The organism is Chryseolinea sp. T2 (assembly GCF_037203685.1).
Lineage (GTDB): Bacteria > Bacteroidota > Bacteroidia > Cytophagales > Cyclobacteriaceae > Chryseolinea.
In genome coordinates, this window is record NZ_JBBCAU010000002.1 from 526,849 (window position 1) to 544,743 (window position 17,895).

11 protein-coding genes are annotated in these 17,895 nt (G+C 48.0%); 9 read left to right on the forward strand and 2 right to left on the reverse strand.

Features of this window, described 5'->3' with window-relative positions; all coding sequences use genetic code 11:
• The first annotated feature begins 178 nt into the window (after window positions 1–178).
• From WBG78_RS07085 to WBG78_RS07100, 4 genes are all read left to right on the forward strand, one after another.
• Entirely contained in the window at window positions 179–1,345 is a 1,167-nt protein-coding gene (locus WBG78_RS07085) for a sensor histidine kinase (protein ID WP_337325696.1), read from the forward strand.
• A 130-nt stretch (window positions 1,346–1,475) separates the two neighbouring features.
• On the forward strand, window positions 1,476–2,831 hold the full coding sequence (locus tag WBG78_RS07090; RefSeq protein WP_337325697.1) for a sigma-54-dependent transcriptional regulator: 1,356 nt from the start codon (window positions 1,476–1,478) through the stop codon (window positions 2,829–2,831).
• Between the two features lie 752 nt (window positions 2,832–3,583).
• Window positions 3,584–4,480, forward strand: coding sequence for a hypothetical protein (locus tag WBG78_RS07095; protein WP_337325698.1), 897 nt, complete (start codon window positions 3,584–3,586; stop codon window positions 4,478–4,480).
• A 761-nt stretch (window positions 4,481–5,241) separates the two neighbouring features.
• On the forward strand, window positions 5,242–6,195 hold the full coding sequence (locus WBG78_RS07100) for a GAF domain-containing protein (RefSeq protein WP_337325699.1): 954 nt from the start codon (window positions 5,242–5,244) through the stop codon (window positions 6,193–6,195).
• A gap of 61 nt (window positions 6,196–6,256) precedes the next feature.
• Here WBG78_RS07100 and WBG78_RS07105 read toward each other — a convergent pair whose 3' ends face one another.
• Window positions 6,257–7,003 (reverse strand): hypothetical protein, encoded by a 747-nt coding sequence (locus tag WBG78_RS07105; RefSeq protein ID WP_337325700.1) that lies wholly within the window; start codon window positions 7,001–7,003, stop codon window positions 6,257–6,259.
• A gap of 217 nt (window positions 7,004–7,220) precedes the next feature.
• Between WBG78_RS07105 and WBG78_RS07110 the strand changes: the two genes are divergently transcribed.
• Window positions 7,221–9,605, forward strand: a complete 2,385-nt coding sequence (locus WBG78_RS07110; RefSeq protein WP_337325701.1) for an ABC transporter permease — start codon at window positions 7,221–7,223, stop codon at window positions 9,603–9,605.
• Window positions 9,606–10,167: 562 nt separating this feature from the next.
• Window positions 10,168–10,569: a GxxExxY protein gene (locus WBG78_RS07115; RefSeq protein ID WP_337325702.1), complete on the forward strand. Its 402-nt coding sequence runs from the start codon at window positions 10,168–10,170 to the stop codon at window positions 10,567–10,569.
• 446 nt (window positions 10,570–11,015) lie between these two features.
• On the opposite strand, the gene WBG78_RS07120 is transcribed toward WBG78_RS07115, so the two are convergent.
• Window positions 11,016–11,267: a hypothetical protein gene (locus WBG78_RS07120; protein ID WP_337325703.1), complete on the reverse strand. Its 252-nt coding sequence runs from the start codon at window positions 11,265–11,267 to the stop codon at window positions 11,016–11,018.
• Between the two features lie 383 nt (window positions 11,268–11,650).
• Here WBG78_RS07120 and WBG78_RS07125 point away from each other — a divergent pair, with 383 nt between their 5' ends.
• From WBG78_RS07125 to WBG78_RS07135, 3 genes are all read left to right on the forward strand, one after another.
• Window positions 11,651–14,389 carry a choice-of-anchor tandem repeat GloVer-containing protein gene (locus tag WBG78_RS07125; protein WP_337325704.1) on the forward strand — a complete coding sequence of 913 codons (2,739 nt, stop codon included), beginning with the start codon at window positions 11,651–11,653 and terminating at the stop codon, window positions 14,387–14,389.
• Between the two features lie 286 nt (window positions 14,390–14,675).
• On the forward strand, window positions 14,676–15,473 hold the full coding sequence (locus tag WBG78_RS07130) for a polysaccharide biosynthesis/export family protein (protein ID WP_337325705.1): 798 nt from the start codon (window positions 14,676–14,678) through the stop codon (window positions 15,471–15,473).
• Window positions 15,470–17,878, forward strand: coding sequence for a polysaccharide biosynthesis tyrosine autokinase (locus WBG78_RS07135; protein ID WP_337325706.1), 2,409 nt, complete (start codon window positions 15,470–15,472; stop codon window positions 17,876–17,878). Before WBG78_RS07130 ends, WBG78_RS07135 begins: the two co-directional genes overlap by 4 nt.
• Window positions 17,879–17,895 lie beyond the last annotated feature (17 nt).

Here is a 17,895-nt window from a genome sequence, read left to right on the forward strand (position 1 = left end):
CACACGCATGCAAATATTCATTTGGAAGTTGAAAAGAAGGAGCCGTACCTTCGCCACGTTGAATTTAAGTGTGAAGAACAAACTGTTCATTTGATTGTTTGTCTGCGCCAGTGTGAAGGGACTTGATCAGGACGCTGAATCACAATTCTTAATTCTTAATTCTTAATTCTTAATTTCTTTGAGCAGTACCAGCGATTTAAAACTACGCGAGCGCGTTAAGGAGCTAAAGTGTTTATACGCCGTAACCCGCTTTGCCCTCGAGGCCGACAACGATGTTGATGCCTTACTGCACGAGACTGCGCGCCTTTTGCCGGAAGCGATGCAATTTCCCGAGCTGGCAGAAGTGAGCATCACCACGTCAAAGTTTAGTCATGAGACTCCGGGCTTTGCCAAATGCCGAACTTATATATCGTCGCACCTGGAAGCGAAAGGCAAAGGGCCGCATCTGGTTGGGACTATTAAAGTGGGGTACAAGGCGCCCGGGAAGAAGACCGGACACCAGGTAACAAAAAAGAGTGCAACGAAAGGTTCTGTTAAGGACAAGATCCCTACTGCTCCTGCATTTCTTCAGGAGGAGAAAAACCTGCTCAAAGCGATTGCACGCGAAGTTTCACTGTTCATCCATAAAGCTCATATTGCCGAGAGCAACAAAAAGCTGCAGCTTCAGTTACAGCATTCCGACCGCCTTGCGTTTGTCGGAGAGTTGAGTGCCGGCATTGCTCACGAACTTAACGAGCCACTCGGACGCATACTTGGTTTTGCTCAGCTGATTCAGAAGAACGGAGGCCTTACAGGGCAGCCGGCCGACGACATCGAGCGCATCATCAAAGCTTCACTCTACACACGGGAGATTATCAAAAAGCTCATGTTGTTCTCGCGGCAGATGCCCCGCCAGGTGATCTCGGTGAACCTTAATGCTATCATCTCAAACATACTTTACTTCATCGACGTCCGGTTCCAGGATCGCGGCGTTGAAGTGGTTCGCAAGCTGGATGCAAATCTTCCCGAAATACAGGCAGACCCTGTTCAGCTGAGTCAGGTACTCGTGAATCTCATTACGAATGCGGTACACGCAATGCCCAATGGCGGTACCATTCGTGTCATCACTAAGAAGAGCGATGAGTATGTCAAGCTGACGATCGCCGACACGGGCCATGGCATGACACCAGAAGTAAGAAAGAAGATCTTCGAGCCCTTCTTTACCACCAAACCCGTCGGACAAGGAACGGGCCTCGGCCTCTCCGTTGTTCAGGGCATCATTGAAGACCACGAAGGGAAAATTGCAGTTACCAGTGCGGTAGGGAAGGGCACGAGGTTTGAAATACAATTAAGAATTAAGGAGTAAGAATTATGAATTAGCTATCGGCTAAACGCCGCCGGGATCACGACAATAGGTCGTGGCTACGCCTGCCCGCAAGGGCGACGGCTAATTCATAATTCATAATTCTTAATTCTTAATTTTTAACGGACTTAACATGAAAAAACCATCCGCCAAAACAAACGTATCAGGTACCGATTCACTCTCCGTTTTGATTGTCGACGATTCGCCCGAGAGTATTGAGCTCATTCGCCGTAACCTGCAAACGCGCGACTATAAGATATATTCCGCAGACAATGTGCAGTCTGCCCTGAAACTTCTTGCAACGCTGCAGATCGATTTGCTCATTACGGACTTGCGCATGCCGGGACAGAGCGGCATTGAACTCGTTCGCCATGCTGCGGAGAACTATCGCAATATTGGTATACTGGTAGTGACAGGATTTCCCTCGATACAGGGCGCCATAGAATCGATAAAGATTGGTGCTGAGGAATATCTTGTAAAGTCGTTCACCGACGAAGAACTCTTCGCCGCGGTCGACAGAGTGCTGGCAAGGTCAGGGCGCGCCCGGAAACCACAGGCATCAAGTCATCAGTTCGGAATCATCGGCGATTCGGATGGCATGAAGAAGGTGTACAGCCGGATACAGAAGGCGCGATCTACAAATGCGACAGTTCTGATACAGGGAGAGAGCGGCACAGGCAAGGAACTAGTAGCCCGCGCGTTGCACTACGGAGGCGCAAGCTCTAACGCACCGTTCGTGCCGGTCAACTGCGGAGGCATTCCCGACACGCTCCTAGAGAGCGAGCTGTTTGGCTATGTTAAGGGAGCTTTCACGGGCGCATCCGAAACACGCGCCGGATTCTTTCAGACTGCCGATGGCGGAACGATATTTCTCGACGAGATCAGCAACACAAGCCTCGCCATGCAGGCGAAACTCCTGCGCGTATTGCAGGAGAAGGAGTTTTACATGGTGGGCTCAAAGAAAACCCTCAAGGTCAATGTGCGCATCATAGCAGCAACGAATGTCGACCTGATGCAATTGGTGAGGAAAGGACACTTTCGCGAAGACCTGTACTATCGTCTTAATGTTATTTCTGTAGACCTTCCTCCTTTGCGCGAGCGAGGAAACGACATCGACTTGCTGATAGACTTCTTCCTTGCCCGCTATGTACAGGAGTTGGATAAGCCTCCCATGAAGTTTAGTACTAACGCGATGCAGGCGCTGCGCTCATATGCCTGGCAAGGCAACGTGCGCGAACTTCAAAACCTCGTTCATCGCCTGGTCATCATGTGCGACGACACCACGATTGATGTGGTCGACCTCCCTGAATCACTCCATTACTCAGCACGAAGCAAACGTGGACTAGACCGCACGTTAGACGCGATCGAAAGAGAATACGTCGTTGATGTCATGGCCGCGAACGACAACAACCTCACACGTTCAGCAACAGTGCTGGGCATAGACAGGAAGACACTCAGAGATAAACTGAAACGCTGGAAGGACAATTAATTCTTAATTCTTAATTCTTAATTTCTGCCTGGTTCATTTCGCCCCACCGGTACATTTCTACCCGGCAAAATCATTCATGCATCTTCGAAATCAGCGTCCGTTCGCGGTATTTAAAATGGTACGCTTTTAGTATTACTGCTAGCATAGGATTCCATTGGGAATTCGGGGTAGGTTTAGTACGCACGGATTCTTGGGCTCGGGATGTACATCCCTCCGTGCTGCCTTTGCCCCGCAAGGCGACTGCTGAGCGGGGCTTTTTTTCCTTTCCGAATACGAGTAGGGTAATCGCACACATGTAAGAATCCATTGAAGCATGACGCCTTTAGCCGCCTTTGTTTCAAGTTTGATTTTGGTTTCAAATTGACACAAACGTCTATCGGAGAGACTCCTATAAGTCATCAAAATGATGGCGAATTAAGAGTAACAGCTGGAATGTTGAAGCATCGACGCTACGTGCACTCCGTGGATAAAGATCACCCTTGGAATCGTCATTACTTATAATATAAGTGCTGAAACGATGCATCTGAACGACACTATCCGCGAAATGATATACACCGCCTTCGCCGAACACGATGAACACCGCAAACAGGAGCCTACAGTGGGCGCTGCGCTTTCCGCTGCACCACGTAAGGTTGTTGACGCGGAGAACGTCCCAACGGGAAGTCTGTGCCTTTCGTGTGTGAAACGCGCGACCTGTTCGCGCCCGGGCCGTTCAGCGGGGGTGTGGCATTGTGAGGAATATTTTTAATCGCATGAAGAATCCATTTTTTAACCTGCCAGACATTGGCGGCGATTTACTCGACTTCAGGCTTGCGCTGCGACTGATCGTGCGCCAGGCCTTTAAACCTATGCTGGGCCACGTCAACACGACGACCAGGCATGCCGTTGCGCCTGTTTACAAGACGGCATTTATACCGTCGCTGAAACAGACGCTCCGTGACAAGTTCCAATTCATTTCCCAGACTGCCCAACGACTGCACAACATGTTCCCGGCCCAGAAGCCGGCAGCTAAAGTTGTTCCAGGCAAGTCAGTGACAAAGTCTGTGGCAGGCAAATCGTTCGCCGCAAAGCCCATCGCGGGGAAGCAGATCACGAAACGTCAGGCGAAGCCGATGGGCAAGTCGCTGCACAAAGCTGCCGCTAACGGGAAAAGAATAGCAGCAAACACTCAAGGAAATAAAGCCAACGCGCAACGCGTCGCAGGCAACGCGCAACGCGTCGCTGGAAATGTATCGCGCGGCAATGGCAACGTCCAGCGTGCCGTCGTAAATACGCCACGCGTAGTCCATCCTGCTACTGCACCTACTGAAAAAACACGCGACGGCATGTGGGTGGAATATAATAAGCACGCCGTTGTCATTGCCCGCGGAAACTACGACAACAACCTGAAGACGGGTCTCTGGCGCGAGTATTATGATACGGGCGAACTCATGATTGAGGAACATTTCGTTCAGGGCGTCCAGCACGGACGTTTCGCTACGTTCCATCCCAACGGACAATGCTGCAGCGACGGCATGTACGATCAGGGTAGAAGAGAAGGGCAATTCTTCCTCTACGACGAAAGCGGGCGCCACGTAAGATCACTTACCTTCAAGCACGACGTATTGATCGAGGACGTACTCATCGAGGAGCGTCTGGCCATGGCGTAGTACAAGGAATCTATTTAAGATAATTAGAATACGGAGGGTCTGCTAGGCGGGCCCTTTTTTTTGTCCGCAGACTGCGGCTTCGCTTTCTCCACATTTCGAATTCGGTTGATGTCTGTTGTAGTACAGTGTGTAGGGGCGCCACAGAATAAAAATGCAGGGTCGGGAGGAAGGGGAGTTTTAGAGTTTTCGGGAAGTGCGTTGATTTGGAAGTTCAGCGCGTTTGCTACAGTTGTTTTTGGATAGCTCGTGCTTCGTAGTGTGTTTAATTCCGAGACAGGGGAGACTGCGGCTTTGCTTTCCCACATTTTAAGTTCTGTTGATTTCTGAAGTAGCAAATCGTGCAGGACCGCCGCGAATAAAATGCAGGGTCGGGAGGAAGGGGAGTTTTAGAGTTTTCGGGAGGTGCGTTGATTTGAGGATTCTTTACGTTTGCTACAGTTTTATTTTGATGGCTTGGTGCTCATAGCAGGTTTAATTCCGAGACAGGGGAGACTGCGGCTTTGCTTTCCCACATTTTAAATTCGTTAATGTCTGTTGTAGTCGAATGTGCAGAGGTCGACATTGATATTCTGAAATAGTACAGCGTGGGGGGCCGAAGCACGTTAGGTCCGCCGCCGCGAAAACAAAGCCTGACAAAAATCATTTCATCATATGATGTTTGGTTCCTTTCCCATTCTCCAGGGTTCTTAATTTTATTTCTCAAAGGCCCCCAGTTTAGTTTGTTTGATAGTTCCTGTTATTCATTGCCCGAAGAGTAATGAATGTGGACATGGAGAGAAATAACGATGGTTCCCTTTTTAAGAAAGAATGTCTTGTTCATCCTGGGTGCATTGATCGTTCCAATGCTGTTCTTCTACCTGGAAATAAATGCAGCATTAATTATCACTCAGGCCTTGTTGCTGGTATTGATGCTCATCAAAATTTGGATGATTCAGCGTCACGTTGGTCGCCTGCGTCTGGCTACTGGCAGTGAGGGAGCCGGCGCAGACGAAGTACTGGCAGATGCGGGGAGGTGTATAGAACGCTGTAACAGGCAACTCGGTGAGATAGCCCTGGCGTTGCGGGGACTTGGACATGAGGAGAGTTCATTGTCGGGTATGTCTCTCGAGGGAGAAGCAGGAAGCGCAGTTGTAGAACTTCACAATAAGCTGGTGTCCATCCGGGAAGACGAAAGCAGGCAAAACTGGATTGTGAAAGGTATTGCCCTTGTTGGTGAAATACGCAATCACAATTCCGGTAATGAAGATTACGCCGATCACATTCTCAGCACAGTCATAAAATATCTCAGCGCAAACCAGGGTGCATTTTATTTTAAGTCAGGTGACAATGTAGAACTGGTATCGACTTACGCATATGAAAAGAAGCGGTTCGTGTCCGAAAATACTAACAGCGATAAGGGCTGTGGACTGGTAGGGCAGTGCATGGAAGAAAGAGACTTTATTTGTCTCACAGACATTCCCCGTAACTATGTAAAGATTACTTCAGGCCTCGGAGAAGCAACTCCGCGAAACGTCATCATCTTTCCACTCATATTCAGGGAAGAAGTTTATGGTGCCATTGAGCTGGCGTCGTTTCAGATATTTGAACGACACCACCTTGAATTCCTGCGACGCATATCCGTGAGAATTGCGTCAGAGCTGGCGGGCATTCTTCAACAGCAACAGATGTCTCTGTTGTTGCAGCAGGCGAGGGAACGGGCCAGCGAATCTGTATGAAGCAAACTGCGGGAAATTATCTGCAGCTTTCGGCGGATGCAGGCGTATAGCTTTGTGAGTTTCAAACATCCGAATCTCCTGATTCTCCGTCGGAGCCCACGTCAATAATCAGTTCGGTAGGATTGTCGAACCGTCCGCGACCCAGCATCTCGAACAATATCGCTGATAATATTTGCTTGACCGGCTGTGCATCATAAAAGAGACGCACATCAAACTCGCGAACGTAATTCCTCTTTTCTTCTGTCTTCAAAAATCCAAGACTGCGCAAATGCCTCTTATCGAACTTGCCTATGCTTCCTTTACTATACAGAAAGTGGACAAACAGTAAGTTCTCTTTACAATAAAATTGAATGACAATTCCTTCCCTCTTGTTCAAAACAATGCTGAAGCCCTGAATATTCCCCTGTACCAGTTCGAACAGGGCGTCATCAATATATTGTGTCTCCAGCGGAGCGTATTTTCTACTTTCAAGCTTATCGAGTTCGTCGTTGATCTCTTTTAATTGCTGCTTGCACTGGGCGGCATACTGAGGGAGGTGTGAATTCTCCTGCAACTTTTCTTCTAAGCGCACCAAACGCCTATAAAGGCTTGCACGCCGGTCAAACGTGGGATCACTCAAATCTCTGAGGAGTCTCAGCTTTGATTCATGACGAAAGAATTCGTTGTCAAACGCGCGGGCTTCTTCAAATTCATGATCATCCGTCGCTTGCTTCACCCGAACCTTCATGCGCTCCATTTCGCGCTGATGATAGCGGATCAGGTCATCAATTCCGCCTACTGCATCGTCTTCAAATTCGCCATCGTACATACCAGCCAACTGTTGTTGCCCTTAAAATGGTCGATCTGGCGATAAGGACAAAGAAATTTAATTACGAATTAAGAGTTAAGAATTAGCCACTGGCCAGACGCCGCCAGGTTCACGACCAAAGGTCGTGGCTACGCCTGCCCGCTAGGGCGGTGGCTAATTCTTAACTCTTAATTCTTAATTCTTCGTAACTTCTCACCCCCATCGAAGTACTAAGCCTATGTTCCGAAGCTACTTTAAGATCGCCTGGCGCAACCTGTTGAAAAACAGACTGTATTCCATTATCAACATCGGCGGACTTGCCGTCGGCATGGGAGTCGCCATCCTCATCGGGCTCTGGGTCTACGATGAGGTGAACTACGACACCTACCACGACAACTATACACGCATCGCCCAGGTGATGCAACATCAGACGTTCAATGGAAGAATAGGAACCCAGGAGGCCAACCCCGCACAAATGGCCGAGGAGATCCGCCGCGTTTACGGCGACGACTTCACCTACGTTCTGCAGGCATCCTGGAACTTCGACCATACGCTCACGTATGGAGACAAAATGTTTCTCAAGCCCGGCAGCTTCTTCGAACCCGAAGTGGCCGAAATGCTTACCCTGAAAATGAAATATGGCACCCGTGATGGGTTGAAGGACATGAATTCGATCCTGCTATCGGAGTCGGTCGCTAAATCTTACTTTGGAGATGACGACCCTGTCGGGAAAATTATCAGAGTCGACAACCGCGAAGATGTCACTGTTAAAGGAGTTTATGAAGACATCCCTTCCAACTCTTCGTTCTATGACCTTAAGATGATCATGCCCTGGTCGCTGTATCTGTCTCAGAACACGTGGATCCAGAAGATGGAAAATCCCTGGGGCAGCAATTATACCCGCACATTCGCCATGGTCGCGCCTACCGCTAACATGGAGCAGGTCTCTGCCAAAATCAAAGACGTGAAGCTTAACAAACTTCCCCTCGACGATCGGAGGATGAATCCCGTCGTATTTCTTCATCCTATGCCCCGGTGGCATTTGTATTCAGACTTCAAGGATGGTGTCAACGTCGGCGGAAGGATCTCCAACGTATGGCTCTTCGGAACGATTGGTGCCTTTGTACTCGTCCTGGCCTGTATCAACTTCATGAACCTGAGCACTGCCCGCTCCGAGAAGCGCGCCAAGGAAGTGGGCATTCGTAAAACAATTGGATCACAACGGCGTCAACTGATCACGCAGTTCTTCAGCGAGTCGGTGCTCATATCAGTGCTGGCGTTTGTAATTGCTGTGCTGCTCGTCCTGCTTATACTTCCATCATTTAACAATGTTGCCGACAAGCACATAGCCCTCCCGTGGTCGCAGCCACTGTTTTGGACGGCCGGCGCCTGCTTCATCCTGATGACCGGCCTGCTGGCAGGACTATATCCAGCATTGTTCCTCTCCTCATTTCAACCCGTGAAAACATTGAAGGGTACGTTCCGCGTAGGACGATACGCCTCCCTTCCCCGCAAGGTGCTTGTCGTTCTGCAGTTCACCATTTCAACGATACTCATCATCGGTACAATCGTTGTGTACCGTCAGATTGAATTCGCACAAAACCGGCCCATGGGATACAGTAAAGACGGCCTTGTGAACATCTCCGCGTCGAAAGAGGTGCACGATCACTTTGATGCCGTACGATCAGAACTTGTTCAGTTAGGCGCCATAGTTGAAATGGCGGAATCGGGAAGTCCGACGACAGCAGTGTATAATACCAACGGAGGCTTCGACTGGGAAGGTAAAGATCCGAACCAATCGGTCGACTTTCCCAACAACGCAGTCTCGCACGACTATGGAAAGGTAATCCAATGGAAACTCAAGGAAGGTCGAGACTTTTCACGCGACTTTGCATCCGATACTTCCGCATTTATCCTGAATGAAGCGGCAGTAAAGTTCATCGGATTAAAAGATCCTGTAGTGGGAAAAGTTATCCGATGGGAGGGAAAGGCCTTCACTGTGATTGGCGTCGTGAATGACCTGCTGGTGCAATCTCCTTACGCACCTGTGCGACCTTCGATGTGGCACCTGTCGAACGACAACGAGAACGTATTCATCCTGAAGCTCAATCCCAATGCTGCTCCAGCCGAAGCGTTGTCGAAGATCGAGACGGTATTCAAGCGCGTGAATCCGGGGTCGCCTATTGCACCTTCATTTGTCGACGAGGAATACGCGCAGAAGTTCGGCAATGAACGACGCGTAGGAACGTTGTCGACATTCTTTGCCATACTCGCTGTGTTCATTTCGTGCCTGGGCCTCTTCGCGCTGGCATCGTTCGTGGCGGAGCAACGCACCAAAGAGATCGGCATTCGCAAGGTATTGGGAGCGTCAGTCTCAAACTTGTGGCGCATGTTGTCGCAGGACTTTGTGTTGCTTGTGCTGGTTTCAAGCTTGCTGGCAGTGCCCCTCGCCTGGCTGGTGATCACCAACTGGCTGAGTACTTATGAGTATCGTACGGATATTTCCTGGTGGATCTTTGCTGCGTCTGTATTCGGTGCTGTAGCCATCACGTTGCTGACGGTAAGTTATCAGGCCATCAGGGCATCGGTTATGAACCCGACGAAGAGCTTGCGGTCGGAGTGAGATAGCTCAGCGTGCAGGGGCGCCGTTGATATTCTGAAGTAGTACAGTGTGCAGGGCCGCCACGGAATAAAATGCAGGGTCGGGAGGAAGGGGAGTTTTAGAGTTTTCGGGAGGTGCTTTGATTTGAAAGGGCTTTACGTTTGCTACAGTTGCTTTTTGATGGCTTTGTCGTCGTAGCCGGGTTAATTCCGAGACAGCGCGGAGCGCCGCAGGCAGGGGAGACTGCGGCTTTGCTTTCCCACATTTTAAATTCGTTGGATGTCGTCTTGTAGTCGATGTGTAGGGCCGCCGCGAATAAAATGCAGGATCGGGAGGAAGGGGAGTTTTAGAGTTTTCGGAAGGTGCTTTGATTTGAAAGTTCGGAACTCTTGCTATGGTTTTATTTTGATGGTTTAGTGCTCATAGTAGGGTTAATTCCGAGACAGGAGAGACTGCTGCTTTGCTTTCCCACATTTTAAGTTCGTTGGAGCAAGCGGCGGTAAGCTAGATTTACGCAACAAACGTCAGGTATTCCGGTGGATCAATTCTTTAGCCTGCGACAAATTATTCCAACCTTCGGTTGATGAAAGACCAGGACATAACTGAAAGAATAATTGCCATGGCGATAAAAATTCATTCCCGGTTTGGTCCTGGCCTGTTGGAAACGGCATATCGTAAGATGTTGTTTTCTTTATTGGTGAATGACGGTTGGATTGTTGAAGAAGAAAAAAACTTATCAATTCAATTTGATGGCATCTTGATCGAGCAGGGTTACCGTATCGATCTGCTCGTAGATAATAAAGTCGTTGTAGAGGTGAAGAGCGTCGAAGACCTGAGACGAGTTCATTATAACCAGATCATGACTTATCTCCGTGTTGGCAATTACAGGACCGGACTGCTAATAAATTTCAACGTCTTAAGTTTAAAGCACGGACTTCGTCGCGTCTCCAACGATAGAATGCTGGAAAACAAAAATAAAATATGAACTCAATTCGCTATAAGGATTTAAAGTTTGGGAAAGACAAGAAGCAGTCTCCCCTGTCTCGGAATTAACCCAGCTATGACCACAAAGCCATCAAAATAAAACCATAGCAAGCGTTCCGAACTCTCAAATCAACGCACCTCCCGAAAACTCTAAAACTCCCTTGCCTCCCGACCCTGCATTTTATTCGCGGCGGCCCTGCACATTAGCTTCATACAGTCAGCAAAAGAATTTAAAGTGTGGGAAAGCAAAGCCGCAGTCTCCCCTGCCTGCGGCGCTCCGCGCTGTCTCGGAATTAAACAGTCTACGAAGCGCGAGCTGTCCAAAAACAACTATAGCAACCGTACAGACCTCTCAAATCAACGCACCTCCCGAAAACTCTAAAACTCCCTTGCCTCCCGACCCTGCATTTTATTCGCGGCGGCCCTACTCATTAAGTTCAACATTCTCTACGCTGCAGATTTGTTGTAGCCGCTCGACCTATCGCCATCTGCCTTTGTGATCTTGTTCCCTTCATCAGTTTCATCAGACGCTGTCATCAGGTGCCCGAGCCCCATCGATCCGATCCATTGGTCGAGCTTTATCCTTTGATTCTGATTTAACCACTTTATTGCTTTGAAGTATTCTTTGGTAAATAGTCTGCGATCGAAGCTTACCTTTTGAAGGATCAGCTGGTAGTATTCGAGATAAGAGTTTCTCATAGAATTCAAACGTTCTATTCTTCTTATTGATGATGCCATTAATCGGTTCGACGCAGGCAAACAGTGTGCAAATCCTGGCAAGACGTTCCCGCTGGAAAATTCAGGGCAGGCTGACCGGAAGTGTGAAAAAAAATCAGCAAGAGTGTTACCTGAACGATGACTGGAAGCATAAGGACCAGACGAGAATTAAGAATTAAGAGTTAAAAAATATGAATTACCTGGCGGCTGTCCGCCGTAATACAAACCAGGACCTTTGGCCCTGGAAACGGCGGCCGAAAGGCCGGCACGTAATCATAATTCTTAACTCTTAATTCTTAATTTTTCGTTCCGGGATAATTTCTTAAGCTCGTATTCGTTTGTTTTATTGCCTGAACCATCGTTGTATGCACTTACATACTTTCCACCCTGCCTCTTTCCCGAGTAGCACTGAACATTTTACGCGAAACATTCAATACCAAGGATCATCATCAGGTAGCAGCAACCGACGGCTGACGGTCTTTTGTTCAGCGCCCGCGGTCAGGCGACTGTTGCTGATCGTATTTCTGCTGGCGGCTGGTCATTATGCTTCATCACAGGCGATGCCTGAGATCTTTGCTGTGACGGCCAATGGCGGAAAGCTCAATGGCGGAACGGTGCTTCGTATAGGTCCTGCGGCTAACCCGAACGTTACGGCAAGCTCGAACTTTGGAGTACCGCTAAATACACCACGGCAGCGTAACGTGCTGGCGCCGAATGGTTACCTGTACAACTTCGCCGACTGGGGGAACCAGGGTGGCCTCTTTCGGATCAGGCCCGATGGAAGTGACTATGAACAGCTGCACGGCTTTGGAAGTGGAAACGGCAGCACGGCGGATCAGGACGGTTTCACCAATACGTGTTTAACAATAGATGCGGACAACGTCATTTATGGTTCCACCTTTTTGGGTGGAGGCAATGGATCTGGTGTGATCTACCGGATCAACGGTGACGGTACCCACTATAGGAAGCTGTTAGATTTTCCCTCTGCCTCCACATACTTCCCTGATGGAATGTCATTGATTCTTGGCTCCGACGGTTTTCTTTACGGAACCCAGGTGATAGGGGAGAACTCCCTTGGGAGCATTTATAAGGTGGCGACTAACGGAACAGGATTCAAGGAGATCTTTAGTCTGCACGATGAAAATCTTGCAAATCCAATACATCTGCACCGAGGCACCGACGACCTGCTTTACTCTATTGCACGCATCGAGAATTCCAGCAATTACATGTTGTTCCGCATCAACGCCGATGGCACCGGCTACCAGTCCCTCCATGAACTTGATAATTTTATTCAAGGAGACCTCATCGAAGCATCCGACGGGTATCTCTATGGAACCAGCCTGGATGCAAGTACCTCAAATAGCGGCTATGCGTACCGTTGCGCGACTGATGGCTCTGAGTTCGAAATCATTCACCATTTTGATAGCAAAACAGGGATGCCTCTCCATGGAGTTCGTGAAGGACCGGACCTATTGTTGTATGGCGCCACAAGTGAGGGCGGTGCGTTTAACACAGGCGTAGTTTTTAAAATGAACCATGACGGCACCGGCTTCGACATTGTTTACGACCTTCCGTACCCCAGCGTCGGTGAACTCTCATTTATCGGTGATGCAAGCAACCTGGATATTCTCCTGTTCTCTATGGGAGGTGCAACCCAGGCAGGAAACTTATATCGCATTCATAACGGTCAGGGTGACGCGGTTTACAATTTTAATGACGATAAATCCCTCGCCGTTTCTCCCACTGTGCTCTCCAAAATCGATGAATACCGGATGCACATGCTTGCCAACCAAAGGAACGAGTTTGACAAAGCTTCGCTCGTCAAGGTTTCTGCCGTTGACGGCTCGGTCGAATTTGTCACGGAGAAGATTGCCGCCGGGTCCAACGGTCCCATTTCCCAAATGGTACGGGGAGACGATGGGTACTGGTATTGGATCGGCCATCCTTCGGTGCAACTGCAACTTGCTTGTATCCTTCGCGGCGCGTCTGATGGAACCGCAGCGCAGATAATCCGTGGGTTTAGCGTAATGGACGGTGCGATGCCATTCGAAGATATAACTGTAAATAACGGCTGGGTGTATGGAAGTTGCCGAAGCGGCGGCACTGCGAACCGCGGACTAATCTACAGAGCAAAAATTGACGGCGGCTATGAGGTTCTTCATAGGAACCAGGCCGTAGCCTACATGCCAACAATGACGATCGGACCCGACGACCGAATCTATGCCGCTGACAATGGCGTATTCTCGATGAAGCTCGACGGGTCAGACAAGCGTATGCTTCATGAGATGCCTTCGGACCTCGCGGTTTCCGCGCCCCTTACGGTTCTGGGCGATCAGATCTTTGGTGTCATGGTGACGACATCGTCATCGTCGGACTTTGCCGGCGCCCTGTTCACCATGAACATCGATGGCTCGGGCTACCGCGTTTTGCATACTTTTACTGGTGCCGACGGAGCTTTTCCCTTCACGGCACTGTATCCGTTCCAGGGCCGGCTTTTCGGCGCCACGAACCGTTTAGGCGATAACGGATGGGGTACCTTGTTCTCCCTCAACCTCGCCACCGGCAACCTTAATACGTTCAAACACCTCGACCACGAGACCGGTTATCAGGTTGGGCTGAGGCTCGTTGGAACGTGTCACGGCCAGCAAACGCCCTCTATAACCGTAGAAGGCAATACGCTCACCTCCAACTCACAGTTTGGCAATCAATGGTATCGCAACGGTGTCGCTATGCCCGGCGCCCTGGGTGCCACGCTGGAGGTCACCGAATCCGGCGACTACCAGGTACAGACCTTGTTTGCTGACTGCCGCTCAGAACTTTCAACCGCGACGACCATGAGCGTTATGGGCATAGAGGAGGAACAGTCAGGTATTGGGTTTTACCCGAACCCGACGACCGGGAAGGTGGTGTTGACCACAGGGACGTCGGAGAGCGAGACGGTAAACATACTGGTCCGGAACGCGACGGGTCACACCATCGCGGAATATGAGGGCCATGGCGGCGACCTTGAGTTTGATTTTACGAACGTCCCGCCGGGCTTGTACCTGGCGACGATATCCAGTGGCGATCGAAAGGTGCACCACCGCAAGCTGGTAAAGCGTTAGAGACCAAACTCTGTTCCTAGTTCGCTCTCACACTCCACACTCACTCTGATTCATGTAGTGTTTCAGGCCGATTGAGAAGCTATTCGCCATTCTCAGATCGGGAATTGTTGCGCAAACGAAGGCGGGTATTTAGTCCGTATTTCTTTTTTACACTGACAATCAGAAGATTAACCCTGGGGTTATTAGCTTGCATAAAATGCGGCAATCTGCGTGGTACGCTCCGGTCGTACATGTCAGTTAATTACTATATTTGCCACCTTTGGAAAATTGACTTACTGATCTTTTGATGGCCCGTCTGGTTCTTTTTCTTGGTTTATGTGTTTGGTTACTTGGGGCGTGTGTGCCAGCGAAGAAGTTGGTTTATTATCAGAATGGGGACGAGTTGAAGCATCGAGATAAAGTGCCCAAAGATTCTATTTTGCGATCTCATGCACTTAAGATTCGTGAATATCGAATTCAACCGTTGGATCTACTTAGTGTGCAATTTGAAACACTAACGGATGAAAATGACCTTTTTGACTTCTTGTCAAAAATTAGCCCGCAGTCTAGGACTGGCAATGCAAGTGCCGCTGCCGCAAACGGTATTCTGGTAAATAAGGATGGCGAAGTTGAATATCCTGTATTGGGTAAAATTAAGGTTGGCGGGTTGACATTGTTTGAGGCTGAAGACAGTCTTCAGCGCGTTGCATCTACATTTATTTCTAACGTTACGGTTAGGGTCCGAATGCTCAATTTTCGCTTTACTGTTCTAGGTGAAGTTAATGGTGAGCAAACAGTGATCGCTACTAATACTCGGCTGACGATGTCAGAGGCTATTGGCCTGGCTGGGGGACTTGGAGAATTGGCTGATCGAACTCATGTAAAGGTGATCCGCCAGAACGAAGAAAAAGTGGATATATACTATATTAATTTGCTAGAAGAAAAATTTCTGGAGTCTGAGTATTACTATGTCCAACAGAATGACGTGATAGTTGTACCTCCTCTTAAACAGCGTACATTCAGGAAGTATTTTGTTGGTAATCTCGGAATCATTACCACAACGATTTCATTTGTTCTATTGATCATTACGCTTGCAGAAAGATGATGACAAACGAGTTATCTGGTCCAGAGCTGCAAGGGTCCAACGCCAGTCAGGGGCCGCAGGTTAACTTCAAGCGCGTTTTAGATCGTATCATAAGATACTGGTACGTCGTTCTGCTGTCATTATTTGCTTGTCTTACGATTGCATTCTTGATCGTCCGGTATACGGTTAGGATTTATCCGGTACAAGCTTCAATTATTATTAAGGAAAGCGAGGAAAACGCAGGGGCTAAGTTCTTATACGATAATACGCTGATAAACCCGTATAGGAATTTTTATAACGAGATATACATAATGAAGTCGTATCCTCTATTGAAACAGGTCGTAGAGGATCTGGGCTTTAATGTTTCAATGTTTCGTGAGGGTGATATTGTCAATACGGAGTATTATGACTCCAAGCTCCCGATTAAATTTCATGTGCTGCCTAGTCAAAAGTCCCCTTATGGACTTTCGATGTATTTTCGAGTTATAGATAAAACGTCATTTTCCCTTCAATACATTTCGGAGGGTCAAAGCCAACGCGGTGATGATGTTGAATTTCCGGACTTGGATTTTAATGACACCTTGAAGGTCAATGGTTTTCGTCTATTTGTTCAGGCAGACTCGAGTAGGCTGGCCAGCCTGGTGGGTAAGGAATTCATTCTGAAATTTAATAATCCATTGTCCCTTGCAATTCAATATTCAAAAAGGATAAATGCGAATTGGGCATCGGTCGGTGCGTCAGTTGTTAATCTCGATATAAGCGGCCCAACGCCGCAAAAGGAGATTGATTTTTTGAACAGTTTTATTGAACAATACCAGGCATACGATATCGATAAAAAAAATAAGGTTGCAACGATGGCCATGAAGTTTTTGGACCAACAACTGGTTGTGACTGGAGATTCCCTTGAACTTTTTGAAGACAAGGTTGAAAATTTCAAAGACCGCAATGTCATTACTGGACTGGACGCAGAGACCAATCGATTGTATCTGAAGATACAAGGTTTTGAAGACAAGAAATTTCAGTATCGGCTGAATGAAAATTATTATAAATACATAACTGAATTACTAAACAATGATCAGTACGAGGGGATTTTTACACCCTCAAGTGTTGGAATTGCAGATAACATAGTCGCTCAGCTAATAACTCAGATAATTGAGCTGCAGAGCCAAATGGCGGTGTATCGAACCAATAAGGAAATATCACGTCCAGAGGAAAACCCCCTGATGCAAAATGTTCAAAGACGTTATGCATTTCTCAAGGAGGAGTTGTTAAAGGCGATAGAAAATAGTAGACGCACCGAAAAAATTAACATCGACTATATCTCCGACCAGATCGAAGTTGTGGATCGCCAGTTACGAAAATTACCACGATCAGAACGCGAGCTCGTAACGATTCAGCGCAACTACAGTCTAAAAGAAAATCTCTACGTTTTCTTATTGCAAAAAAGAACCGAAGCTGGGCTTTCAAAAGCGTCGACGACGTCAGACATCGTAGTGGTAAATCCGCCGCTTGCTGGATCTTATGTTTCACCAAAGACAGGGCAAATTTATGGTATATTCGCAGGGATTGGAGTTTTGTTGCCTGGGTTAATATTTCTCTTGTTAGAAGTGCTGAATGGAAAGATTCAATCTACAGACGACATTACGAGAATAACAACAGCACCACTAATAGGTGCTGTTGGTCATAATGATAGCCAAGACCCATTAATTGTTGTTTCTAAACCACGATCAGCGCTAGCTGAGTCGTTCAGGGCACTGAGATCTAATCTCCACTACTTTACGGGCGCAAACAAAAGTTTGGTCTTTCTAGTAACGTCGTCTATTCCCGGCGAAGGCAAATCATTTACAACTTTGAATTTGGCATCAATTCTTGCGATTGGAGGCAAGAGGACTTTGGTATTAGGTGCCGATCTTAGACGCCCCAAACTCTCCGAGGATCTGAAATTGAAGAATGATAGAGGCCTTAGTCAGTATTTGTCCGGAATGGCTACCGTAGACGAGATCGTACAGCAATCGGCTATTGAAAACCTATCTTTGATCTCTGGTGGTCCGATTCCACCTAATCCAAGCGAATTATTGCTTCGTCCTGCGATGGATGAGCTAATGAATGAGCTTAAGCTGCGATTTGATTGTATTGTCATAGATACGCCACCTTTAGCATTTGTGGCAGATGCGTTTGTGATCTCAAAATATTCCGATCATACGATTTTTTTGGTGCGACAGAATTTTACGCCGATTTCGATATTGAAATCTGTTGAAGAGCATTATTCCTCTGGGAAACTGTCCAAAGTAAGCATCCTCTTTAACGACCTGCGTAAGTCTGGAATGGGGTATGGATATGGGTATGAGTATGGATACGGCTACGGATATGGTTACGGATATGGGTTAAAGAATAAAAACCTCGGAGGAGGATATTACGCTGATTAAAAAGGTGACTTAAAAGC